This window comes from Streptomyces sp. NPDC055099, from assembly GCF_053607685.1.
Genome location: NZ_JBSGUA010000043.1, coordinates 1 through 23,604, shown reverse-complemented (window position 1 = coordinate 23,604; position 23,604 = coordinate 1). Strand labels below are relative to the sequence as shown.

Genomic DNA, 23,604 nt, shown 5'->3' with positions numbered 1-23,604 from the left:
ACGTCGAGACCAAGCAGGCCATGCGCCCGCGTGACGCCATGGCGTCCGCCGGCAAGACCCTGGTCGAGCTGTTCGGTCTGGCCCGCGAGCTCAACGTCGACGCCGAGGGCATCGACATGGGCCCCTCGCCGACGGACGCGGCCCTGGCCGCCGACCTGGTGCTGCCGATCGAGGACCTGGACCTCACGGTCCGTTCGTACAACTGCCTCAAGCGCGAGGGCATCCACTCCGTGGGTGAACTCGTGGCCCGCTCCGAGGCGGACCTGCTCGACATCCGCAACTTCGGTGCGAAGTCGATCGACGAGATCAAGGCGAAGCTGGCCGGCATGGGCCTCGCGCTCAGGGACTCGCCTCCCGGCTTCGACCCCGTCGCCGCCGTGGACTCCCTCGCCGCGACGGACGACGCGGACGCCGGGTTCGTGGAGACCCAGCAGTACTGATCGCTGATCCTGGTCGCGCGGTCCGGCAGTCACTGCCGGACCGCGCGACCAGTCGCATGTCGGAACAGAACATCACCTGTCGCTCATCACTCGTCCGATGACGGGCCGGCTGCCGGGTGCTGCAGGCGGCGCCACTGGCGAGGTGTGACGCCGTAGGTCTGGTGGAAGCGGCGGGAGAAGTGAGCCGGGTTCGTCAGACCCCAGGAGCGGGCGACCGCCTCGATCGTGCGGTGGGCGTGCTCGGGCAGGGCCAGGTCGCGCCGCGTGCCTTCCAGACGTCGACGGATGATCCACTTCTCCAGGCCGAGACCGCCTTGCTCACAGAGCCGGTAGAGGGTCCGTACGGAGATGTTGTGGGCCGCGGCGATGCTCTGCGGAGTGAGGCCGGGGTCGGTCAAATGCGCGCGGACGTAGGCCAGGACGCGCGTCAGGAGGGTGTCCTTCGCGACCGCCCGCCGGGTGCGCTCGTCGGCCGACACCGAGACGACGAGCGCGCGGGTCAGTTCCAGCGTGGCCGAGCCCAGCGCCTCGGCACCGGGGGCGTCGCTGAGCTGGTCGGCGCGGTGGTGCAGGCTCCGTATGTGCTGCAGCAGCAATGGCGCGACGCTGCTGTGCTCCAGCAGCGGTATCGCGGTCCGCACCAGGTGTTCGGGCAGGCCGAGACGTTCGGTGTCGACCATGAAGGCGACGGACACTCCGGTCCCGGACCATCCGTACTCATAGCCGGCGGTCTTGTGCGCCAGAGCCAGGGAGTCGGGCCCGACGCGCTGTTGATGGTCGTTCCAGGAGAAGGAGCCCGTCCCACGGCTCTGGGTGATGATCGAGACGGTGTTCATCGAGTCGAAGCGCGAGTGGCGCGGGGTGCGCCAGATGCGCATGCCGGAGCCGCGCGTGGCGAACAGGGTCAGCGGGCCGAAGTTCCAGACCTCCAGCCTCTTGCGCATGCCCTCCGCGGGATGTTCCTGCTCCACCGCGCAGCTACCGCTCTCCCCCACGGCCACGGCGTGAAATGCCTCGATCCGGTCGGCGGCAGGTAAGTCCTCCGTGTCCAAAACCAGCATGGCCCCCCCAGGACGGCGGCAGCGGCCTTCCCGCTGCCGTGCCGTCTGCCGGATTCTTCAGCACCACGGGCAACTTGGGCAGGCATATTCAAGTACCGCTAAGCCACGCGCACATGGTGTTTCATCTCGTGCCACAGCAGTCACCGGGGCGATCGGTGCCTTGGCGCTCAGGGCACAGTTCTCGGCGCGTACGGCAAAGAACGGGGCCGCCGTCACTGGCACGATCCCCTCACCGAAGACGGGCACCGACACCGACATCGATGCCCGCACGGATGCTGACGGGAGCGCTCCCATGCGTAACTTCATCACCACCCACGACGGCACGGAGATCTTCTACAAGGACTGGGGCACCGGGCGCCCGGTGGTGTTCAGCCACGGCTGGCCGCTGAACGCCGACGCCTGGGACGACCAACTGCACCTGGTCGCCTCGCACGGCTACCGCGCCATCGCGCACGACCGGCGCGGCCACGGCCGCTCGAGCCAGCCGTGGGACGGCAACGACATGGACACCTACGCCGACGACCTCGCCCAGCTGATCGAGACACTCGACCTGCACGATGTCGTACTGGTCGGGCACTCGACGGGCGGCGGCGAGGTGACCCGCTACATCGGCCGGCACGGTACGTCCCGAGTCGCCAAGGCCGTCCTGCTGGGGGCCGTGCCGCCCCTCATGCTCCAGACCGACACCAATCCGCAGGGCCTGCCCATCGAAGCGTTCGACGCCATACGTGCGGGTGTGTCGGCCGACCGGTCGCAGTTCTACGCCGAGTTGAGCTTGCCGTTCTACGGATTCAACCGGCCCGGCGCGAAGGTCTCCCAGGGGGTCTCGGACGCGTTCTGGCTGCAGAGCATGCAGGTCGGGCTCAAGGGCGCCCTTGAATGCATCCGCGCCTTCTCCGAGACCGACTTCACCGAGGACCTGGGGCGCTTCGACATCCCCACCTTCATCGCCCACGGCGACGACGACCAGATCGTCCCGATCGCGGCCGCAGGCCTGGAGTCGGCCAAGCTCGTCAAGGACGCGACGCTGAAGGTCTATCCGGGTGCGCCGCACGGTCTCGTGGGCGCCTTCAAGGACGAGTTCAACGCGGACCTGCTCGCGTTCCTCGCCTCCTGAGCCCCATCCGTCCGCGCACGGCCGCCAGCGTCCGGGCGCGGACCGGCACCGCATCGCGCTGCCGCCAACACCCGCACCCGCACGTCATCGCGCCGCCCAGCCGGCACCTCCGCACCGTCCAGCCCTGAGTAGCCCGCCGTCCGAAAGGGTTCGTCATGCGTGTACCTGCTCCGCGCCGTCTGCTGACGGCACTGGCCGCCGCCGTCCTCCTCGTCACCGGCTCGGTCGCCGCCCAGGCGACGTCCCACACGTCCGTGCAGGCCCAGGCGAAGGAGCCGAAGCCGACCGTCGTCCTGGTGCACGGGGCGTTCGCCGACGCCTCCGGCTTCAACGACACCATCGCCTTGCTGCAGAAGGCGGGCTTCCCGGTCATCGCACCGGCCAACCCGCTGCGGGACACCGCCGGCGACGCCGCGTACATCTCCAGCGTGATGGACACCATCCCCGGCCCGGTCATCCTGGCCGCCCACTCCTACGGCGGCGTCGTCATCACCAACGCCGCCCGCGGCCACGCCAACGTCAAGGCCCTGGTGTACATGGGGGCGTTCGCGCCCGCCGAGGGTGAGAGCGCGCTGCAACTGGCGGGCCAGTTCCCCGGCAGTGAGCTGGCCCCCGCCCTGATCCCCCGTGAGTACCCGATTCCCGGCAGCAAGCCGGGCACCGACGGCTACATCGACGCCGCGAAGTTCCGGGCCGTGTTCGCCGCCGACCTGCCCGCGTCGCGGACCCGTCTGATGGCGGCCACCCAGCGCCCCGGCAGCGTCCAGGGCCTCAGCGGCCCCAGCGGCGCGCCCGGCTGGAAGACCATCCCGTCCTGGTACCTGATCCCGACCCAGGACAAGGTCATCCCGCCGGCCGCCCAGCGGTTCATGGCCAAGCGCGCGGCCAGCAAGGTGACCGAGATCCGGTCCTCGCACGTGGTGATGATCTCCCACCCGGAAGCCGCCGCGAAAATCATCAAGGCGGCCCACGCCGCCACCCGTTGAAGGAGCGAACGCTCATGAAACCGGACACCATCGTCCTCATCCACGGCTTCTGGGTGACACCCCGAAGCTGGGAACACTGGGTCACCCGCTACCAGTCCCAGGGTTTCCGCGTACTGGCCCCGGCCTACCCCGGCTTCGAGGTGGAGGTGGAGGCGCTCAACGCCGACCCCACCCCCATCGAGGAACTCACCGTTCCCTCGATCATCGCGTCCCTGGAGAAGGTGATCGACGGCCTCGGCACCCAGCCGATCATCATGGGCCACTCCGCGGGCGGGGTGTTCACCCAGATCCTCCTCGACCACGGATACGGCGCCGCGGGAGTGGCCATCAACTCCGCGCCCACCGAAGGCGTCACGACAGTCCCGCTCTCACAGCTCAAAGCGACGTTCCCGGTGCTGAAGAACCCGGCCAACCGTCACAAGGCCGTCGGATTCACCTACGACCAGTGGCGCTACGCCTTCACCAACACCTTCCCCGAGGACGAGTCCCGCGCCCTGTACGAGCGCTACCACATCCCCGCCTCCGGCCATGTGTTCTGGGGCAGCGCGCTGGCCAACATCCACCCCGGCCACGCCGACTCCTACGTGAACTACCGCAACAACGACCGGGCTCCGCTGCTGTTCGTCTCGGGCGAGCACGACCACCTGATGCCGCCGAAGATCCAGCAGTCCAACGCCAAGCACTACAAGTCCGACACCGTCACCGACATCATCGAATTTCCGGGACGCAGCCACCTGATGCCGGCCCAGGAGGGCTGGGAGGAAATCGCCGACCACGCCCTGGCCTGGGCCCTCGACCACACCTGACCGACACCCGGGCAATCGACACCCGCCCCGATCAACCGCGGTGCCCGGCCTGTCGGGCACCGCGGCACAGTGTGTGCACCCTTCAACAACGGAAGCCGATGACGCCGTACCCCGGCCGGGCCACCGCGTGCCGCATCCAGCCGATGCACTGCATGACCCCGTCGACGACCTCCGGCTCCAGCGGCGGGGCCTGCCCACTCGCGTCGACGGCTCGCTTGGTGGCGTCGAACTGCTGCAGTGCCTTGATGCATTGGGCGTGGGTCCACTCGCCGCAGCCGGGGGTGTATGTCAGCGGCAGGGGATCAGGCAGTTGTCCGTAACCGAACTCCTGCACGGACACCGCGGTGATACCCAGGGCGCTCAGCCCCTCATCGACGTCGGAGAGCCAGCTGCCGCGGTGCGGGGTAAAACGGTCATTGTCGAGAAACGAACCGGTGAGCTCGCACAGTCGCTCATAGGCGTAGCCGTACTGGAAAGCGTGGTCTTTGTCCTCGCTGAAGGGGCCGCCGTTCACGACGGCGGTCAGCGCCTCGAACGCGGTGGGCGCCCCGCCCTCGATGTCGAACGAGAACTCCTCGTCGGCCCGGGCCAGTTGGTCGCCGAAACTGTCGCGGATGACGGTGAGCAATTGGTCGTCGCGGGAGCCGACCAAGGCGCGCGTCGCGGCCACATCGAGGAGGTACACGCTCAGTGAGGAACTCATGCACCGACCCTAGACGGAGCCTCTGACAGTCATCGTGCCAGGCAGCTGCGCGGTCGGGGCACCCCGGGTGTCAGTGAGCAGCAAGTACCCCTACGGTGACCCGATGACGTCGATCAAGAAGTTCCAGGTCACCTTCGACTGCGCGGAACCCGAGCGCCTCGCCCGCTTCTGGTGCGAGGTGTTGGGCTACGTCATACCGCCGCCACCGAACGGTTTTGCCACGTGGGAGGATTTCAAGCGCTCCCAGCCGCCTGAGCAGCAGGACGCGTGGTGTGCGTGCGTTGACCCCTCGGGCGAGGGCCCTCGGCTGTACTTCCAGCGCGTCCCCGAAGGGAAAGCCGCCAAGAATCGAGTGCATCTCGACGTGCGGGTCGGCACCGGACTCGTGGGGGAAGAGCGCCTCGCCGTGCTGGAGGCCGAGTGCGCCCGGCTGATCCCGCTCGGGGCGACCCACGTACAAACGCTGTATGACGGGACTGACTCGTGCATTCCGATGCTGGACATCGAGGGCAACGAGTTCTGTGTCGACTGAGCGGTCATGCCCGCATACCGGCCCCGGCCGGAGACCGAGACCAAACCCGCTGTTTCCCACCGTGCACGAGATGCCATGCTCAGCGCTGTGCACAGTAGTCATACAAGCCCTGTCCTCGTGGGCCGCAGCGCCGAACTGGCCACCCTCGACGAGGCCTTGTCCAGGGCGGACGCCGAGGAGCCCGGTGCCGTCTTCCTGGGCGGCGAGGCCGGCGTGGGCAAGACCCGGCTGCTTCGGGAATTCCTCGCCCGGGCCGCTGCCGGCGGGGCCGTCGTCGCCGTGGGCGGCTGCGTCGAAACCGGCGCCGACGCCCTGCCGTATCACCCCGTATCGGCGGCCCTGCGCTCCCTGCGCCGACAGCTCGGCGCGGAACTGGACGCCGCCGTCGCCGGTCAGGAGGGCGAGCTCGCCCGGCTCCTGCCCGAGCTCGGTGAGATGGACCGGGATCGCCCCGAAACCGACGGCCGCGCCCGCCTCTTCGAGCTCACCGTCCGCCTCCTCGAGCGGCTCTCCACGGACCGGACTCTCGTGGTGGCCCTCGAAGACCTGCACTGGGCCGACCGCTCGACCCGCGAGCTGCTCAGCTATCTGCTGCGCGCCCTCACCGACAGCCGCCTGCTCATCGTCGCCACCTACCGCGCCGACGACCTGCACCGCCGCCACCCGCTGCGCCCTGCCCTCGCCGAGTACGAGCGGCTGCGCACCGTCACCCGCCTCGAACTCCCACGCTTCGAGCGCGCCGAAGTGCGCCGCCAGCTCGCCGCCCTGCACGGCGAGGACCCGTCCGAGCAGCTCCTCGACCGCGTTTTCGCACGTTCCGAGGGCAACGCGTTCTTCGTGGAGGAGCTGGCCCGCAGCATCCTCAAGGGCTCCCCCGGCGGCCTCAGCGACTCCCTGCGCGGCCTGCTGCTGGTCCGGGCCGAAGCCCTGCCGGAAAAGGTGCAGCGCGTGGTGCGGATCGCTGCCGAGGGCGGCTCCGAGGTGGAGTTCCGTCTGCTGGCCGCCGTAACGGGGCTGGCCGAGGACGAGCTGATCGAGACGCTGCGGACCGCTGTCGGTGCCGCCGTCCTGCAGCCCTCCGACGAGGGCGAGTCCTACCGTTTCCGCCATGCCCTGATGCGCGAGGCCGTGGCCGGTGACCTGCTGCCCGGCGAGCGCTCCCGGCTCAGCCGCCGCTATGCCGAGGCGCTGGACGCCGACCCCACCCTCGTACGGTCCGAGGAGCGTGCCGGGCGTCTCGCCGGTTACTGGTTCGACGCCCGCGACCCCGCCAGAGCACTGCCCGCCGTGCTCGCCGCGGCGGGCGCCTCCGGGGGGCGCCACGCGTTCGCCGAGCAGCACCGTCTGCTGGAGCGGGCACTGGAGCTGTGGGACGACGTCCCCGAGGATCTGCGCCGTCAGGCGATGCGCCAGGGGGTCGACGACGGCCTGTGCCCGGCCATCACCCCAAACACCCCCGGCGACTTCGTGGACCTCCTCGCCGCGATCACTGTCGCCGCGCGTCTCACGGGAGAGCGGGAGCGAGCACTCGCCATCTGCAAGCGGGCGCTGCGCGAGCTGGCGGACACCGATGCCCTGCGGGCCGCCTGGTTCTGGGCCGAGCGCTACCAGCTGATGCGCGCCCTCTCCCGCTCGGACGGCTGGGACGAGATCGCCCAGGCCCTGAAGCTGCTCGAAGGCCTGCCGCCGTCCGTCGTACACGCCTATGTGCTCACACATGCGGCCCACTGGTACGTGGTGCACCAGCCCGGGGCGAAGGCCATCGAGATCGCGCAGCAGGCGGTGGAGGTTTGCCGTATGACGGGCGCGGAGACCAGCGGTCTCACCGCGCGGCACACCCTTGCCTGGCTGACCATCCACTCGGGCGACGTCGAGACCGGGCTCGCGCAGGCCCGGGAAGTATGCGCCCAGGAACTGAAGCCCGGCAACGCCAACGCCCTGCTGCACGGCTTCGGCAACCTCTCCACGGCGCTGCACGGCCTTGGCCGTTACCGCGAGGCCGTCGAGGTCGCCGAAGAGGGCAGCGGGCTTGCCGAGCGGTACGGGTTGCCCGACACCGCCTCGTTCATCGACGGCAACCTCGCCGAGTCCCTCATCCAGCTCGGCCGCTGGAGGGACGCCGACGACGTGCTCGACCGGGCGTCCGGCCGCCGCGCGGTGAGCTCCCGCACCCGGGCCCAGATCGCCGAGCAGCGGGCCGAACTGGCCCTGGCGAGAGGTGCGTACGCCGAAACCCTGCACCATGTCGAACAATCCGGCGGCCGGACCACAGGCGCCCACCCGGAGCTGCAGCACACCCTGGCCGTGGCCCGCATCGCCATCGCGCTGGCGGCCGCCGATGGCCGGATCCTTGACGTGCGCGCGCTGCTGGATACGGCGGTCGGCGACGCCATCGCCCCCGGCCACCACCGCTACGGCTGGCCGCTGCTGTACGAAGCCGCCGCCGCGGAGGCGCGGGCCCGCGGGCTCGCGGTGGCCGGACCGGGGCGCGCGGCGGCGGTACGGCGCATCCGCGAGGCCATGCGGGGCCAGCCGGATTTCGTACCATTGTGGGCCGCGCAGTCCCAGATGATCCAGGCCGAACTGCTCACCGCCGAGGGGCAGGACGCGACCGCCCGATGGACGCAGGCTCTTGCCGCCACCGAGCAATTGGAGGCCCCGGCGCTGGTGGCCACCGCCCGGTTGCGGCTCGCGGAGTGCCTGATCGGCCAGGGCGGCGCCGGCTCCCGCTCAGCGGCCGGCGAACTGCTGCGGCGGGCCAAGGCAGTGGCGGACGAGCTGGGAGCGGTGCCGCTCGAAAGGGAGATCACCGCGCTGGCCGACCGTGCGCGGATTCGGCTGCACCAGGACGAGGGGGAGACGGCGTCTCTCCCGCCGACACCGGCGGCGGCGCTTGGCCTGACCGGCCGGGAGCGGGAGGTGCTGCGGCTGGTCGCCGCCGGGCGGAGCAACCGGCAGATAGCTGAGGAACTGTTCATCTCGCCCAAGACGGCGAGCGTGCACGTCTCCAACATCCTGGCCAAGCTGGACGCTTCGGGCCGCGGGGAGGCGGCGGCGATCGCGCACCGGCTGGGGGTCTTCGACACGTGAACGCTTAGCGGATCGCTCCGTGGGCCTGCTTGACTGCTGCTCTCGCCGTGACTGCTGCTCTCGCCGTGACTGCTTTCGTGACTACTTTCGTGGGTGTTTTGGAGGTACGGGATGGGACTGGTGCTCTTCCCTGATGACGACGACGTGGCGAGCCCAGATGTGTCCTGGTCGTACACCGGCTTCAGCATGTTCAGGAAGTGGTTGGCCCAGGCCGAGGGGTTCTCGCTCACCGAGATGGTCGGCTTCGGCGGTGAGCGCCCGTGGGCCGACGTCTCCACCACGCTCGCGCCCCTGCTCAATCACTCGGACGACGGCGGCCCCGACCTCACTCCCGCACAATGCGCGGCGATGTTGCCTCGGCTGGAGGAAGTGCTCGAGCAACCTCGTCCCGGCGACGATGACTTCGTCTTCCGACGGCGCATCGAAGACGTCAGCGAGTTGGTGGCCGCCCTGCGGGTCTGCGTGGACAAGAACGTCGGGCTCGTCTTCGGCTAGTTCCAGGAGCACGCATCGGGCCGAGCGGCTGCCCGGCCCGATGCGCTCCGCGACTGGATGCGGCACCTGTCTCTGGTCGTCGGTTCCCAGTAGATTCGGTGTGCCGGTCAGCGCAGCGACGCGAGGATCGACAGCTCGTGTCGCTGGGCCAAGGGGGCGGCAGTGGACGTTGCGCGGGAGGATGTCCGCTTGATACGGAGCACTCTCACGACCAAAGAGACCGCGCTGGCAGAGGAGTTCATGGATGCCTCCTACGGAACGAGCCTGCGGCTGAGCGACCGCATGGAGGGCCAGGACCTGCGGTTCTCCCGCGTGGGTACCGACCAGTTCACGGTCGACCACGTGACGCTTCCCGGCACGCTGCGCTTCGCCTGTGACCCGCTGAGCCGCCTCGTGGTCAGCGTGGCCAGCCAAGGGAACCTGGGAATCGACTTCCCGGGTCACAGTGACCGTCCTGGACCCGCCACTCCCCTGCTGACACCCTGCGGGAAGCCCTACCGGGTGGTGTGCGAGGCGACGGTGACGCAAGTGACCACAATCGACACCGCTCTCCTCCACGACACGCTCGGCACCCTCCCCGAAGACCGCACCCATCTGCACTTCCTCGAACTGCAGGCTCCAGATGCCGCCGCGGCCCAGCTGTGGAAAGCCGCGACCTCGTTCGCATCCCACCGGCTCGACGGCGCGCAGTCGGTACCGGCCCTGCTGTCCGGGCAGCTGGCCCATCTGCTCGCCACGACTGTGCTGGCTGTCTTCCCGCACCAGACTCCTGGCCAACGCCGGATCGACAGCACCGATGCGACACCCGCGACGTTGCAACGCGCCCTCGCCTACATCGACGCCCACGCCCACCGGAACATCACACTCGCCGACATCGCCCAAGCCGCGTACGCGTCCCCCCGAGCCCTGCAACAGGCCTTCCGCCGCCACCGGGACACCACACCGATCGCCTACCTGCGCCGAGTCCGCCTCGAACAGGCACACCGCGAATTGCAGGCGGCCACCCCGGACACATCGACCGTCACCCAGATCGCCGCACGCTGGGGTTTCGCCCATACCAGCCGCTTCGCGGGCCACTACCGCGACGCCTTCGGCCTATCCCCGGCCACGACGCTGCGCGAGAACACCAACCAACACGCGTGAGACGACCGCAAATGCGCTCACGCGCACACCGGGGCAGACGACCCGTCTACCGCCACCGCGCACCCGCCGCCCACGCGGCCCTCATGGGCCCACTCCCGCAAAGCCCACTGCCGCCGCGTGGACGGCCTTTCGCCCGGCTTGCTGAGCCTTGCCGCCCACGACACGCGAATCGCACGCCGCAGGCAGACCGTTCGGGGTCCGGGAAGCGACCCACCTGGGCGCACCGAGTCGGCCCAAGTGACCATCTTTACGTTCTGCCGACGGAGACGTCGGCCCAATAAACGCGGCGCCCCGTCCAGAAAACGCGCTCTCACCGTCGTCGCGGACCCCGTACGGATTCTTGAAACCTGGGGAGCCCATGGCAGGCTCACGACGTGGCTTCGCCGTCTGACGTGCACCGGGCACTGCGCACCGAGTAATCCCCTACGTGAGAGGGCCCGAGTGGCTCGACTCGTACTTCCACCGACCCCGCCCCGGAATCAACAGCCACACCCAGCCAGCCGTGTCACCAGCGCGCCAAAACGACACCTACCCGCTCGCTTCGCCATTCTCCAGATACAGGGCCCCCTGGCCCGTGAGCACCTCCAGAGCCTGAGCGGTACGGCGGCGAGTTCGGGACGGCAGCTGTCTCAGGGCCTCGTGCGGTGAGAAGAACTCGCAGGCTGAGAGTTCATGATCCTGAGGGTGAAGATTCGCGGTCGCTTCCTGCGTAAGGGTCCCCCCGTCAAAGATGAAAGCGAGTTGGTCGTCCCACGGTCCATGTGGGGCGACCCAGTCCACGCAAAGCAACCTGCCGAGTTGGGCGGTGAGGCCCAATTCCTCGCCCAGTTCCCGGCGAGCGGCGTCCTGCGGGGATTCGTTGGCTTCGGCCATACCGCCCGGCAGGTCCCACGCTTCCTTGTACGTGGGCTTCACCAGGAGCACCCGCCCGCCTTCGTCTCGGAAAAGGACGTCTGCCGATACCCGCTTGCGGGCCTGCTTAGCGTTCCCTTCCGCCAAGTGCGCTTGCCACGCGGCTGTTCCGGGCTGAGGGCGTGTGGTCACGTGGTCATACCTCCGCCGTGCGGGGCGCTGATCCCTGCCAGGAGCAGCGCGCGTTGCTGATTCACCGCTGCCAGACAGTCTAGGAAACGGGCCACGACCCGCTCACCGTGGTACGGGGCGAGCGATCCGGCAAGCTCTTCGAGCTGCTGCGTGATCCGCATCGATCCGAGCGTGCCGCAGGCTGTGAGCAATTCGTGGCCCACTGCGCAGGCAGCTTCCAGCTCGCCCTGCTGGGCCCGGATCTTGGCCAATGTGATCTGCCCGAACACTCGGCTACGCGCCCGGTCTCCTGTTCGTAGGGCAATGGCGTTCTCTGCTGCCTTCACTGCGGCGGGCAGGGCGCCCAGGTCTTGCAGGGACAGCGCTGCCTCGCTGGCCAACGCTGCAGCGTCGAACGAGCTGATCCAGTGGGAAGGTGATTCGTCACTCGTCCTGGTCAGTTCCCTCTCAGCAAGATTTAGCGCATGGCGCGTGGCTTCGGCTTCTCCACCCTGCGCCAAGGCCCGCGCCTCCATCGCGTGCAATCTGGCAGACAAGGTGGGCACGCGAGGTCCCGATGCAACATGATCCCGACCTGCTCGGGCGAGGGAGGCGGCTTCCTCAAGTTGGCCAAGTTGCAGGGACAGATGGCTCATGCTCGCCATGATGTTCGCGCCAAGCGCGCGGTCTCCCCCAGCCCTCGCGAGCGGCAGTGCCTTGGCGAAGTGCTCGCGTGCTTGGCCATTGCGACCAGAGTCGTGCGCCATCCAACCGGCCATCTCAGTGAGAGCCGCTGCTGCCTGGAACACCTGGGAGGTGTCGGAAGCCTGCTTGCCACTGAAAATCCGGGGAGCCAGTTCTCTGTGCAGATAGAGCAATACGGAGCCATATAGGTGGCCGCCGCCCAATTGGCGATCTGCTGCGCGGAAGGACTCGACTGCAGCCCTGTCCGGCGAGCCAGGCGACGTGGGCGGCGTAGCGGGGTCTTGAACGGCCAGAGCAAGAGGCGCCAACTCGCGCTCTCTTCCTTTGCTTTCCCAATCTCGCTGGGCGAGGCCGAGCATCTCACCGGGGATTCGTAGGCCGTCAGCAATGCGTTCAACGACGCTCATGTCCTTCACAATGCGTTGGCTACCGATGATCTCGCCGACGCGGCTGGGCGTGAGATCACAACGTCGAGCAATGAGCGCGGGGTAAATGCCGGCATGGTGCTTGACGAACCGGAAGATCGAGGTGAAGTCTCGTGCGCTACAGGCCCGGATCATCTCGGGATCACTGAGAACACGCTCTGGAAGGTCGCGGGGCGGTTCATAGGTGGGCATGAGCGACGCTCCGGGGTGAAGGACAAGACGCTGGCCGCTGCTGCTCGTTGTCCGCTGATGCTACTCACCGTGGGTATCCAGCTTGGGCTACTTCTCAGGCGTTCCAATGGGAAGGCTGAAAGATCAGACCCCGGCGGCCGCTGAAACGGTCCCGGGGCGTGGCCTACCTGAGAAAGCAGGTCGACATGCCGGACTGTATCGCTCGCGTCTCCGGGCAGCTGTTACAGCGCCTTCTTTCCGCTCCGGAACCCCACGGGTCTCCCGGGCCAAGCCCGGCGGTACGCAACGACGACGCCCCAACAGGGCCTCTGTGGCGCGTGCCTGTGCTGCGTGGTAAGGGCATCGGCTTGGTGTCCGCGTATCTCGTCGCTTTCGAGTGGCGATGGGAAGAACGGCGAGAGAGAGTGCGACGGCGTGCTCTGTGGCTGACCGTGCACGGCGTGGACATCGGCCCACGCTTGATCCATGGGGTGGAGGTGACGGCATGACGAATCAGGTGCGGGTGCTGCCGTGGTCGACGCTGGAGGGGAACCCTTGCGTTCTTGTGGGTCCGGGGACGGGCTTCATGGCGCGGTTGGCCGACAATATCGAGAGTGTGCAACTGGGCATGGCGTGCGACCTTCTCGGACATGCAGCGGACACGCTCGCTGACCACACGGCCACGCCCGAGGAACTCCGCTTCGTGACTGCCCGGTTGACCGAGTCGCTTCGGGAGGTCCACCGAATCGCGGAGAGCCGGGGCGATCGCTTGTCCGCATTCGACCAATCCGATGTGGACGGCAGCGACGAGGACGACGACGAACCGCCGCTTCCGGCAGGTGCGTGCGGGTGAGTGAGGACAGTTTGCCACGAGGCCGCTTTGTGCTGCTCGAATGGACACTGGCGGCCATGCCTGGGTCAGCCGTGCGGCACGTAGGTAAGTGCCTCGTCTGTAGTGAACACTCGGTGGATTCAGCTGAACCGGATGAGGCGCAGTTGTGGTGCCTCAGGCACGCGGGCACGACTCGCCATAGCGGTTATGAACTGACAGAGTTTCAGTTCTTCACCGCCACGCTCACTGATCCTGCGGTGGGTGAGGCGGACTCCCTGCCGTAGAGCAGGGCGGGGGCTGGCGTGGCCGCATTCCGTCAGTTCCGCCTGTTTGACTCCCTTGGCCTGAAAGGGGAGAGCGGTAGGCGCCAGTTCCCCCTAGCCTGCCACTGCGACATCGGCTCCTCCTCCCCTGTGGGAGTGCCGGGGTCGTGTCGCGAGGGTCTTTACTCGGAGCGGAAAAGAGGGCGACAGCAGCCCACCCTTGGGCGACTATCGTCCTGTGCCCCACGACCTGCAGAGTTTCTTCCTCCACATCGTTGTACCGGACCAGGTGACTCGCGGAAGCGCAGTGGAGGTGCGCCCACACATTGATGGGCGGGACATCGTGGCCGAGGTATTCGACGCGGGGCCGTGCGAGGGCCCTGGTTACCTCCTCTTGCCTGACGGTCCGTTGCAGGCTGTCGAGGCCCCACGCCAGGTTCGTTTGGCGGAGGCACCATGCACTGAAGAATGTTGCGGGGCTCTGTACGTGACGATCCGTCACGACGGCGAGCACGTGATTTGGGATGGTTGGCGAAACCCCTGCAGAGATGAGGCCCGCCTGCCCGCGTTCAGATTCGAACCTCAGCAATACAGAGCAGAGGTCGAACGCGCAACGCTGGATCACTCCTGGGAATGGCCGGCCAGGACTGTCGCCCGGCTTCTCGAGGAAGAGCTGCGCCGATGCACTGACTGGCTCGAGCGCTGGGAGTGTGAGATCGGCGGCGTATCCGCCTGGCTGTGGGAGCCGGACCAGGTCGATCTGTTCATTTTCCATCCAGGCCGACCCCCCGTAAGAGAAGACCAACCCTGGCTCCAGTTCCGGAGGACCCTGAGCGTCTCAAGCGACGACGACGCGGCAGCACAGGTCAGTCGGCTCGTGGAGGAGCTCACGGCGGGTGACCCACGCACGGTGTCTGACGTCTGCGGTGGCTCGGCAGAATTCGCCCGGCAGTTGGGTTACGCATGGCCACCACGGTGCAGGATCTGAATTCGAGAACGCGGCACCGCGTGACAAGGGAGCGACGCGGGTGAGGTGGCCGGGCGGTGTTGTCAGACTGCGTGGGTCTCAGGCTGCGTGGGTCTCAGGCTGCGGTGTTGAGGAGGTCGGTGCCCGCTGACGTCGTGGTGTGCAAAGCGGTGTTGTGGTGGCGTGTGGTGTGCGAGAGGCCTGCGGTGCGCAGTACCGTCGCGTGCTGGCTGGCGCTGGCCGGGGAGATGCCGGCGCGGCGGGCGAGTTCCGTGGTGGTGCAGCCGGGGTGCCGGGCGATGGTCCACAGCACCACGGCTCGGGTGTGGCCGAGGAGCGCGGTCAGGGAGTCGGGGACGGTACTGAGGGCTCGTGCGGTGTCGGTGGACGGCAGGCAGAGGTCCGTGTCACGGAGGCCCACGGGGTAGGTCAGCCAGGGCTGGGGTTCGGCTGTGTCGTCCAGCGCCGGGTACACCGCCCCGAATACAGAGGGGATCAGGAGCAGGCCACGGCCCGCGAGGTGGATGTCGCCGGTGCTGCCGGAAGCCATGGTGAGTTCGAGCACGGGTGCTTCCCACCGGATGTAACGGGGGTTGAGCCCGGACAGCAGCATGTCGAGTCCGCCATGAGTGGCCTGGCGGGCACGCAGTGCCTGATCCGCGCGGCTGAGGGCATCCATGTGCCGCTGATAAGGGGCGATGACCTGCTTGTGGGCGTGAGCCACGGTGTCGGTCAGTTCCGTGAGCAGCTGCCCGTCGCTGCCGAGTGACTGCGTCCAGAGCGGCACGGCACGCCGATGGCCGCGTCCCGCCGCCCATGCCTCCGTGTCTTTGCGGATACGGGCGGCCGGCGTGGCCCGCACACGTTCCACTGCCTCGTCGATGCTGTCGGCATGCGATTGGTCGAGGAAATCCACGGTCCAGCCCGTCGGCGGGATCAGATCGAACAGTCGCCTCACCCTGGGCGACAGACGACGCAGCGATTCCCTGCGCCAGGCCCCGAATCTGGTCGCATGGCTTCCCTCTTGCAGCAGCCGCAACGCGATATCCAGCTCCAGCATGGGACGAGGTGCCTCGGCCAGCCGGGTGCGGGCCAAGTCGGCTGCGGTGAAGTGGATACGTAGGGGCATGCGCCGAGCCTGATCAAGATGTCGTTATTCGGGCTAGGCCAAATCACGTCGAACCCAGATCACCTGTTGGGCCACTCTTGTCCGTGAGCGAACACGGAAAGCTCCAGTTCGGCCCCTTCACCGGTGGCCCGGCCTGGATGGCGGTCGGACGGCCGTGACGTGGGGGGATACGGCCGTCCGCCGCCTACGCGGCATGCCGACGGCGCCAGTACGGGTTGTCGTGCGGGAGTTTGCTGGAGACCCGGCCGTACATGCCGAACGTCGCGATGAGCAGCCCCATCACGAAACTGAAGATCACGTTGGTCATGCCGAAGTTCAGGACGTTGGCGGCGCGGTCGAGGATGAAGAGATGCGCGAAGCCGCTGAGTACGAACAGCGCGCCCACGGTGACGTTGAGCGTTGAGGCGAAGTTGCCGCCGATCACGGCCCCGGCGAGGAGCGCGATCCCCACGATGACCGAGACCGTGCTGAGCGCGACGTTGGTGGTCATGCCCGCGATCGTGTCGCCCGCCGTGGCGAAGGGGTCGAGAGCGTCGGCGAAGCCCAGGCCTGCGAAAACCAGCAGCACCACACCGCAGAAGGCCGCGCCGTAGCGGTAGACGGTCGCCAGGTGGTGGTCGACCGGGAGTTCATCTTTCAGCTTCATGCCACCGTTTCACCGTTTATGTGAGGTACAGATGCAGATCGGGTGAATTTGCCCATCGAACCGCTCTTCCGCCCCGTGTCGTCCACATGCGTGTCCGGCCGCACCGCGAGACGGTGGCCTCAGAACGGTGGCATCTGGGGACCCTCGGCCGGTCGGCCCCAGTCCTGTTCCCCCAAAGGTTTGCGTGTGAGCTGCATCCGTCCGGTGCGGGCGGACGGAAGGGGAGGAGACGTCATGCCGATCGAACGCGACGAGAGGAAATGCGATGCACCGCGCCCGGACGGAGGCATTCCTCGCCCCTGACCTGGGCGATCCACGGATCGCGTACGACCACGGGCACGATCGGGCAAGGTCTGGCCGGGCCCCCGGCCCATCGCCCGGGACGGCCCAGTTCCCCGAGGCGCCGGAGATCCGGGAGGTCCCGGGCACCCCGGAGGCCCCGGTAGACCCGGCGGTCCCGGAAACCTCACAGACTTCGTCAGCCCCAGAGACTCTTGAAGATCCGGCCCTCATCGACGCAGACGTGCCCGCGGCCGTGGCCCGCACGCTGAACCGCGTCTTGGCCGAACGCCTCGAGGCCGCCCGCGGCATCGACCCCACCTTCGCCAAGGACGTGGCCGGACGCGTCGCCCACTTCACCTCCAGCGGTGGCAAGCGTCTGCGCCCGCGCTTCCTCTGGTGGGGACTGCGGGCGTGCGCCGAGAGCCTCGACGCCGACCAGATCCGGGCCGCGCTGCGCCTCTGCGTCGGCCTCGAGCTGATCCAGACCTGTGCGTTGGTGCATGACGACGTGATGGACGGCTCGCCACTTCGCAGAGGGCAACAAGCCGTCCATGTCGAGCTGGAGACCCGCTACGTCCCCCACACCAGCATCAGCGCCAGCAGCACTCCCCGCCGGGCCGGAGCCTCGTTCGGGACATCCGCAGCCATCCTGGTCGGCGACCTGGCCCTGGCGTGGGCCGATGACGTGGTGGCCGACACGGCGCTCGACGCGGGCACGGTACGTGCCGTCCGTGCTCTGTGGCAGGCCATGCGGGAGGAAATGGTCGCGGGCCAGTACCTCGACCTGCACGGGCAGGCGACCGGCTCCCGCTCCCTGTCCCGGGCCGCCCGCACGGCGACGCTGAAAAGCGCCCTGTACTCGGTGGAACGGCCTCTGGCCTTTGGTGCGGCGCTGGCCGGTGCGGATGGCCGGACCACGCGGGCGCTGTGCGCGGCAGGCCGCTGCGCGGGCCTCGCCTTTCAGCTGCGTGACGATCTGCTGGGGGTCTACGCGGAATCCGCCCACACGGGCAAGCCCGCGGGCGACGACATCCGCGAGGGCAAGGCGACGTATCTGATGGCCGTGGCCCGGGAGCGCGCAGAGGCCGGGGCCGACCACGACTCGCTCGCCGTCCTCGATGCCGTTCTCGGCGGCCGGGCCGAGTCGACAGGGATCGGACTGGACCGCGTTCGCAACGTACTGGAGGCGACCGGAGCCCGCGGCATCGTCGAGAACCGCGTTCGGCGGCTCGCCGCGCGGAGCGTGCGGCATCTGTCCGATGCCGCACTCCCCCGCCAGGCAGCCGAGGCGCAACTCCGGGAGCTCTTCTACCTGGTCAGCGGCGTTTCAGATCCCTTGCCCGCCGCTTCCGCCGCTGCCACCGCTGCCACCGCTGCCACCGCTGCCACCCACGAGGAGAGGAACCGATGAGGCGTCTGCAAGGGCCGACGGATCACGTGGTGGTCGTCGGAGCGGGACTGGCGGGTCTGTCCGCCACGCTGCACCTCCTGGGCGCCGGTCGGCGTGTCACCGTGATCGAGCGAGACCTGGAGCCCGGCGGCCGGGCCGGACTGCTCGACCGCGGCGGATACCGGATGGACACCGGGCCCACCGTCCTGACCATGCCCGACCTGGCGGACGAAGCGTTCGCCGCGGTCGGCGAGCGGCTCAGCGACCGTGTGGAGCTGCTTGAGCTGCACCCCGCCTACCGGGCGCGGTTCGCCGACGGCAGCAGCCTGGACGTCCACACCCGGGCGGAGGCGATGGAAGCCGAGATCGAGCGCTTCGCCGGAGCCAGGGAGGCCGCCGGATACCGCAGGCTGCGTACGTGGCTGCATCACCTGTACCAGGCCCAGATGCGCCGATTCATCGACACCAACTTCGACTCACCCCTGGGCCTGCTGACACCGGATCTGGTCCGCCTGGCGGCACTCGGCGGCTTCGGCCGCCTGGACGCGCGCATCGGCCGGTTCATCTCCGACGAGCGCCTCCGCCGCGTCTTCACCTTCCAGGCGCTGTACGCGGGTGTACCCCCGGCCCGCGCACTGGCCGCGTACGCCGTCATCGCGTACATGGACACCATCGCCGGCGTCTACTTCCCGCGAGGCGGGATGCACGCCCTGCCGCGGGCCATGGCGGCGGCCGCCGCCGACGCCGGCGCAGAACTGCGCTTCGGGCAGGAGGTGACGCGCCTCGAACGCCGCGGGGGCCGGATCACGGCCGTGGTCACCGATCAGGAACGGATCCCGTGCGACGCCGTGGTCCTGACGCCCGATCTGCCGGTCACCTACCGCCTGCTCGGATCTCAGCCGCGCCGACCCGTCCGCCTGAGCCACTCCCCGTCGGCGGTGGTCCTGCACGCGGGCACCGACCGCACCTGGCCCCAACTGGCCCACCACACCATCTCGTTCGGCTCCGCCTGGAAGCGCACCTTCCACGAACTGACCCGCACCGGCAGCCTGATGTCCGACCCCTCCCTGCTGATCACCCGCCCCACCGCCACCGACCCCGGACTCGCCCCCGAAGGCCGCCACCTGCACTACATCCTGGCGCCCTGCCCCAACACCCGCATCGGCCCCTCGGCCCACCAGTGGCGCGACCTCGCGCCCCGCTATCGCGACAGTCTCCTCGCCGAGCTGGAACGACGCGGGATGCACGGCATGGCCTCCGCCATCGAAGAGGAGTGCCTGGTCACGCCAGCGGACTGGACCGCGCAGGGACACGCGGCCGGCACCCCGTTCTCCGCCGCCCACACCTTCGCCCAGACCGGCCCCTTCCGACCACGCAACCTCGTACGCGGTGTCGAGAACGCAGTCCTCGCCGGCTGCGGCACGACCCCGGGAGTCGGCGTACCGACCGTCCTGATCTCGGGAAAGCTCGCCGCGGCGCGCGTCACCGGCCCGCGGCCGACAGCGCCCGCCCGAATGCAGGCTCCGACCACCACGAAGGGCCTCGTGCCATGACCGCCCGGGAGCTCGACAGCGCGGGCATCACCGACCCCGCCCTGCGCGCCGCCTACACCCACTGCCGCCAACTCAACGCACGGCACGGCAAGACGTACTTCCTGGCCACACGGCTGCTGCCCGTCGAGCGCAGGCCCGCCGTACACGCCCTGTACGGGTTCGCCCGCTGGGCCGACGACATCGTCGACGACCTGGATTCCACGGCCACGGCCGGTGAGCGCGCCGCAGCCCTGCACATCCTGCAGAACGACCTCGAAATCGGCCTGCGCAAGGGGATGAGCACTGACCCGGTGGTGGCGGCACTGTCCGACACCACCGCCCGCTATGCCATCGCCCCGGAGCTCTTCACCGACTTCATGACGTCGATGCGACTCGACCTGGAGGTCACCGAGTACCCCCGTTACGCGGACCTGCGCACTTACATGCACGGCTCGGCAGCCGTCATCGGCCTGCAGATGCTTCCCGTTCTGGGCACGGTCGTCCCCCGCGAGGAGGCCGCCCCGCACGCCGCCGCCCTGGGCGTCGCCTTCCAACTGACCAACTTCCTCAGGGACGTCGGAGAGGACCTCGACCGCGGACGCATCTATCTCCCCATGGACCTGCTGGCCGCACACGGCGTCGACCGCGCCCTCCTGCGCTGGAGCAGGGACAGCGGACGCGACGACCCGCGCATCACCGCGGCCCTGAAAGACGCCGCCGCGCTCACCCGGCGCGTCTACCGCGAGGCAGCGCCCGGCCTGCCACTGCTCGACCCCGTCTCCCGGCCCTGCATCCGTACCGCGTTCGTGCTGTACGGGGGCATCCTCGACGCCATCGCACGCGACGGATTCGCGGTACTGCACCGCCGTGCCGTGGTGCCCCGCCGCCGCCGGGCCGTTGTCGCCTGTGACGGTTTGGCCCGCCTGGCCGCAGCCCGTCTGCGCGCCCGCGCCGTGGGCACCCCCGTCCCGGCAACACCTGACACCCCGCCTGCCTCATCGCCGGCCCAGAACATGCCGCACACTGCACAGGCACGCACTCGGCAGCCGAGGAAGGAGGCCGTATGAGCTCCGGACGCTTCTCCGGCACCGGGCGATTCTCCGGCACCGGCCGCTACCCTCTGCGGCTGCGGCGTCGTCCCGTGGCCTGGGAGCGGCAGCAGCCGACTTGGCGCGACGCGAAGCCGGCCGTCATCGCGCAGGCACTCAAGCGCGCCCAGTCCAGGCCATCGGGCAATTGGTACGTGCTGGGCGACACCCGCGACATCACGGCCGAGCGGCCGCTGGGCCGGTCCATCGCCGGCACCGAGGTCGTCGCGTGGCGCGACGCCGCGGGAGCTCTGCGGGCGGGCCCCGGCGCCTGCCCGCATCTCGGAGCGCCGCTGAAGGACAGCATCGTGCGCTGCGGCACCCTCTTCTGTCACTGGCACGGGCTGGCCCTCGACGGCTCGGCGCGCGCGGGCTGGCAGCCCTACCCCGCCTACGACGACGGGGTCCTGGCCTGGGTACGCCTCGACACGGTCGGCGGTGAGCCGCCCCTGGACCGGCCGGTGATTCCCGAGCGTCCGCGGTTGGCCGGAAGTGTCTCGGCTGTCTGCACCGCAACGGGCGCCTGCGAACCCGAGGACATCGTCGCCAATCGTCTCGATCCCTGGCACGGCGCCTGGTTCCACCCCTACTCGTTCGTCGATCTCCGCGTGGTGGACGAGCCCGGAGCCGGGCCTGTGAGCGATGCCGAGGACTGCTTCGCCGTGGAGGTGTCCTTCAAGGTGGCCGCACGCGCGGTGGTACCGGTCACGGCTGTCTTCACGGCTCCCGAACCGCGCACCGTCGTCATGCACATCACCCAGGGCGAGGGGGCGGGCTCCGTCGTGGAAACCCATGCCACACCGCTCGAGCCGGACGCCGCCGGGCAACCGCGTACGGCCGTGTTCGAAGCGGTGATCGCCGCGTCCGACCGGCGGGGTTTCGCGGTCGCCAGATCCCTGAGTCCGCTGCTGCGCCCCGTCATGCGGGCGGCGGCCGGGCGCCTGTGGCGTGACGACATGGCGTACGCGGAAAGGCGCTGGACACTGCGAAGCAGCGGCCGCTTCCCGGGTTGAGAGCCCATCCTTGAACCCCTGTTGATCTCGTACATGCGCCACGGTGGCAGGCTTGCTACCCACCGGGCTCTCCGCTCGCAGTGGCTTGGCAGCGGGCTTTGCGGAGCGCTTTCGGGTGCTCCGCGCGCTGGGGCCGTACGCCTTTGCGGTGGGGGTCGGCGGGCGGATTCTGCCGGTACCGGGCGGGCCGGGGTTCCCCATTGTCCCGAGGCGCTGGGTGGTGGAGAGGTCCCTGGCGTGGCTGTTGCACGCGCGCCGGAATGTCCGGGACGACGAGACCCGTCCCGAACACTCCGAAGCGCTGCTCACCCTGGCGGCCATCACGCTGATGACCCGTCGGCTCACCCGGCCGCCCGTCCATCCGACGTCTGCAAGCTCTCGACCTGCCGCAGCCGTTCGGGCCGCGTGATCACAGCACACCTGGTGTTGATCTACAGCGGGAGCGTCCTGGTCAGGACGACCCGCGAACCGGTGCCATGCGCCGGTCTGCCATGCAGGTTGGAACATCGGCCGCGGTGCCTGCGGCCGCACTCTCCCTCACATTCGCACTGCCACCCGGCACGGTCTTTGATGGCTCGCGATATCTCCGGCCAGTTCGCCGGGTATCGGTCTCGATTCTCAGGGCGGATCGGCAGGTCGTCCCCAACGAGTGCCCGCACGATCAGGCATCACTAGACCCTGATCTTGAGGTTCAAGGTTGGGCTCTCAGGCCCGGACGGCGGCGAACTCCCTGCCGGAGACGGCACCTGAATCGCTGATCATCGTGCGGGCCTCGCGAGCGGCGAGCGTGACGCCGTTCGACGATTCGAACCCGGCCTCCCGGTGGGCGCGCTGATAGCGACTGATCGATGCCCGCATGATGACGCCCGTGCTGAGCCCGAGGAGAACGACGACAGCGAGCGACCCCAGCGTCAAGAATCCGGAATCGATGCCGGCCCAGGCCGACACGATCCCGGCCACGAGCCCTGTGAGAGCCACGTAGGCCAGGTAGAGGAGGACCCTGGACCTTCGCTCGCCGGAGGCGCTGGCATGCTGCAGCCCCTGCTCCATGGCATCGAGCTGCTCGATCTTCGGCGTCCACGTCGTCGCAAACTGCTGGAACAGCTGTTCGTGCTCCGCGCTGCCCCGGGACCGCTGCTTGATCACCGTTCCATCTGCGGCAATATGCCACTGGATCGTCCATGGCTTCTTTTGTTCCACGCTTCACCCCGCTGTATCAGTAAGCGACGGCCTTCACCTCGCCACGTCGGCGACGATGCTACTTCTTCCTGGCACGCCCCGATCCCCTCTCCGGTCAGGGCCTCTGTCCGCCCACACCCAGCCGTTCCTGCTCCTCCTCGATGATCCGGCGGGCGAGCTCGGTGTCGGACACGTTCACCGCGTCCAACGTCGCCTCGGCCCGGCGACGAGCCGGTGCACGCGGACCGGTCCGACCCGGCCCATACGGTGGGCACGCGCCACCGTATGGTGCACGAGGGTCGTGTCCGGCGTGGCGCGCTGTCTGCCCAGGTCCGGCAGAAATCCGTCCGCCCACACCCGGCCGACGCGCCCCAGTCGGAGCATCCGAAAGCTCTCCGCAAAGCCCCCGCCGAACCACTCTCGAGCCGTGGGCGAACAGAGACCCGCCGGGGCAATAAACGAGATCAACAGAGGTTCAAAGATGGGCTCTGAGAGGTCGTTTTCCTCCTGAGTGCAGTGTTCTGAGTTGCTTTGGTCTGCCGCTCGATGTGCTGCTGGTGAGGCTGGAGGGGCTGTTTCTTCTGAC

Annotated in this window: 20 protein-coding genes and 3 pseudogenes; 15 read left to right on the top strand and 8 right to left on the bottom strand. The window is 68.9% G+C overall.

Features of this window, described 5'->3' with window-relative positions:
- A partial coding sequence (locus tag ACWFRU_RS41725) for a DNA-directed RNA polymerase subunit alpha C-terminal domain-containing protein (protein WP_363213066.1) occupies nt 1–440 on the top strand: 440 nt, incomplete at its 5' end.
- A gap of 86 nt (nt 441–526) precedes the next feature.
- Here ACWFRU_RS41725 and ACWFRU_RS41720 read toward each other — a convergent pair.
- Nucleotides 527–1,501: a helix-turn-helix domain-containing protein gene (locus tag ACWFRU_RS41720; RefSeq protein ID WP_453694013.1), complete on the bottom strand. Its 975-nt coding sequence runs from the start codon at nt 1,499–1,501 to the stop codon at nt 527–529.
- A 292-nt stretch (nt 1,502–1,793) separates the two neighbouring features.
- On the opposite strand from ACWFRU_RS41720, the gene ACWFRU_RS41715 reads away from it, so the two are divergent.
- From ACWFRU_RS41715 to ACWFRU_RS41705, 3 genes are all read left to right on the top strand, one after another.
- Entirely contained in the window at nt 1,794–2,618 is an 825-nt protein-coding gene (locus tag ACWFRU_RS41715) for an alpha/beta fold hydrolase (RefSeq protein ID WP_453694011.1), read from the top strand.
- Between the two features lie 155 nt (nt 2,619–2,773).
- Nucleotides 2,774–3,604, top strand: coding sequence for an alpha/beta fold hydrolase (locus ACWFRU_RS41710; protein ID WP_453694009.1), 831 nt, complete (start codon nt 2,774–2,776; stop codon nt 3,602–3,604).
- A 14-nt stretch (nt 3,605–3,618) separates the two neighbouring features.
- Entirely contained in the window at nt 3,619–4,410 is a 792-nt protein-coding gene (locus ACWFRU_RS41705) for an alpha/beta hydrolase (protein WP_453694007.1), read from the top strand.
- 82 nt (nt 4,411–4,492) lie between these two features.
- On the opposite strand, the gene ACWFRU_RS41700 is transcribed toward ACWFRU_RS41705, so the two are convergent.
- A complete protein-coding gene (locus ACWFRU_RS41700) occupies nt 4,493–5,113 on the bottom strand; it encodes a DUF7691 family protein (RefSeq protein WP_453694005.1) in 621 nt (206 codons plus the stop codon).
- Between the two features lie 103 nt (nt 5,114–5,216).
- On the opposite strand from ACWFRU_RS41700, the gene ACWFRU_RS41695 reads away from it, so the two are divergent.
- The 4 genes from ACWFRU_RS41695 to ACWFRU_RS41680 all read left to right on the top strand — a co-directional run bounded on the left by ACWFRU_RS41695 (nt 5,217) and on the right by ACWFRU_RS41680 (nt 10,373).
- Nucleotides 5,217–5,645, top strand: coding sequence for a VOC family protein (locus tag ACWFRU_RS41695; RefSeq protein WP_453694003.1), 429 nt, complete (start codon nt 5,217–5,219; stop codon nt 5,643–5,645).
- 87 nt (nt 5,646–5,732) lie between these two features.
- Nucleotides 5,733–8,735 (top strand): helix-turn-helix transcriptional regulator, encoded by a 3,003-nt coding sequence (locus ACWFRU_RS41690; RefSeq protein WP_453694001.1) that lies wholly within the window; start codon nt 5,733–5,735, stop codon nt 8,733–8,735.
- A gap of 111 nt (nt 8,736–8,846) precedes the next feature.
- Nucleotides 8,847–9,230: a hypothetical protein gene (locus tag ACWFRU_RS41685; RefSeq protein WP_453693999.1), complete on the top strand. Its 384-nt coding sequence runs from the start codon at nt 8,847–8,849 to the stop codon at nt 9,228–9,230.
- 189 nt (nt 9,231–9,419) lie between these two features.
- On the top strand, nt 9,420–10,373 hold the full coding sequence (locus ACWFRU_RS41680; protein ID WP_453693997.1) for a helix-turn-helix transcriptional regulator: 954 nt from the start codon (nt 9,420–9,422) through the stop codon (nt 10,371–10,373).
- 528 nt (nt 10,374–10,901) lie between these two features.
- Here the strand turns inward: ACWFRU_RS41680 and ACWFRU_RS41675 are convergent.
- Nucleotides 10,902–11,417, bottom strand: a complete 516-nt coding sequence (locus tag ACWFRU_RS41675; RefSeq protein ID WP_453693995.1) for an NUDIX domain-containing protein — start codon at nt 11,415–11,417, stop codon at nt 10,902–10,904.
- Nucleotides 11,414–12,718, bottom strand: coding sequence for a tetratricopeptide repeat protein (locus tag ACWFRU_RS41670; RefSeq protein WP_453693993.1), 1,305 nt, complete (start codon nt 12,716–12,718; stop codon nt 11,414–11,416). Before ACWFRU_RS41670 ends, ACWFRU_RS41675 begins: the two co-directional genes overlap by 4 nt.
- A gap of 484 nt (nt 12,719–13,202) precedes the next feature.
- Between ACWFRU_RS41670 and ACWFRU_RS41665 the strand changes: the two genes are divergently transcribed.
- Both ACWFRU_RS41665 and ACWFRU_RS41660 read left to right on the top strand, forming a co-directional pair.
- The gene (locus tag ACWFRU_RS41665; protein WP_453693991.1) at nt 13,203–13,550 is read left to right on the top strand and encodes a hypothetical protein; all 348 of its coding nucleotides are present in this window, start codon (nt 13,203–13,205) and stop codon (nt 13,548–13,550) included.
- Nucleotides 13,541–13,813 carry a DUF7848 domain-containing protein gene (locus ACWFRU_RS41660; protein ID WP_453693989.1) on the top strand — a complete coding sequence of 91 codons (273 nt, stop codon included), beginning with the start codon at nt 13,541–13,543 and terminating at the stop codon, nt 13,811–13,813. Before ACWFRU_RS41665 ends, ACWFRU_RS41660 begins: the two co-directional genes overlap by 10 nt.
- A gap of 1,061 nt (nt 13,814–14,874) precedes the next feature.
- Here the strand turns inward: ACWFRU_RS41660 and ACWFRU_RS41655 are convergent.
- The gene (locus tag ACWFRU_RS41655) at nt 14,875–15,888 is read right to left on the bottom strand and encodes a winged helix-turn-helix domain-containing protein (protein WP_453693987.1); all 1,014 of its coding nucleotides are present in this window, start codon (nt 15,886–15,888) and stop codon (nt 14,875–14,877) included.
- A gap of 193 nt (nt 15,889–16,081) precedes the next feature.
- Nucleotides 16,082–16,534 (bottom strand): annotated as a pseudogene (locus ACWFRU_RS41650) (DUF4383 domain-containing protein); the annotation flags it as partial.
- Between the two features lie 523 nt (nt 16,535–17,057).
- Here ACWFRU_RS41650 and ACWFRU_RS41645 point away from each other — a divergent pair.
- The 5 genes and pseudogenes from ACWFRU_RS41645 to ACWFRU_RS41625 all read left to right on the top strand — a co-directional run.
- Nucleotides 17,058–18,227 (top strand): polyprenyl synthetase family protein, encoded by a 1,170-nt coding sequence (locus ACWFRU_RS41645; protein ID WP_453693985.1) that lies wholly within the window; start codon nt 17,058–17,060, stop codon nt 18,225–18,227.
- Entirely contained in the window at nt 18,224–19,759 is a 1,536-nt protein-coding gene (locus ACWFRU_RS41640; protein WP_453693983.1) for a phytoene desaturase, read from the top strand. The genes ACWFRU_RS41645 and ACWFRU_RS41640 overlap by 4 nt, the downstream gene beginning before the upstream one ends.
- Nucleotides 19,756–20,805: a phytoene/squalene synthase family protein gene (locus tag ACWFRU_RS41635; RefSeq protein ID WP_453693981.1), complete on the top strand. Its 1,050-nt coding sequence runs from the start codon at nt 19,756–19,758 to the stop codon at nt 20,803–20,805. Before ACWFRU_RS41640 ends, ACWFRU_RS41635 begins: the two co-directional genes overlap by 4 nt.
- Nucleotides 20,802–21,839 carry a DUF5914 domain-containing protein gene (locus ACWFRU_RS41630; RefSeq protein ID WP_453693979.1) on the top strand — a complete coding sequence of 346 codons (1,038 nt, stop codon included), beginning with the start codon at nt 20,802–20,804 and terminating at the stop codon, nt 21,837–21,839. The genes ACWFRU_RS41635 and ACWFRU_RS41630 overlap by 4 nt, the downstream gene beginning before the upstream one ends.
- Nucleotides 21,840–22,029: 190 nt before the next feature.
- Nucleotides 22,030–22,230: pseudogene (locus tag ACWFRU_RS41625) on the top strand (IS5-like element IS4811 family transposase); the annotation flags it as partial.
- A 314-nt stretch (nt 22,231–22,544) separates the two neighbouring features.
- On the opposite strand, the gene ACWFRU_RS41620 reads toward ACWFRU_RS41625, so the two are convergent.
- Nucleotides 22,545–23,039, bottom strand: coding sequence for a hypothetical protein (locus ACWFRU_RS41620; RefSeq protein WP_453693977.1), 495 nt, complete (start codon nt 23,037–23,039; stop codon nt 22,545–22,547).
- A 94-nt stretch (nt 23,040–23,133) separates the two neighbouring features.
- Nucleotides 23,134–23,318 (bottom strand): annotated as a pseudogene (locus ACWFRU_RS41615) (hypothetical protein); the annotation flags it as partial.
- Between the last annotated feature and the right edge of the window lie 286 nt (nt 23,319–23,604).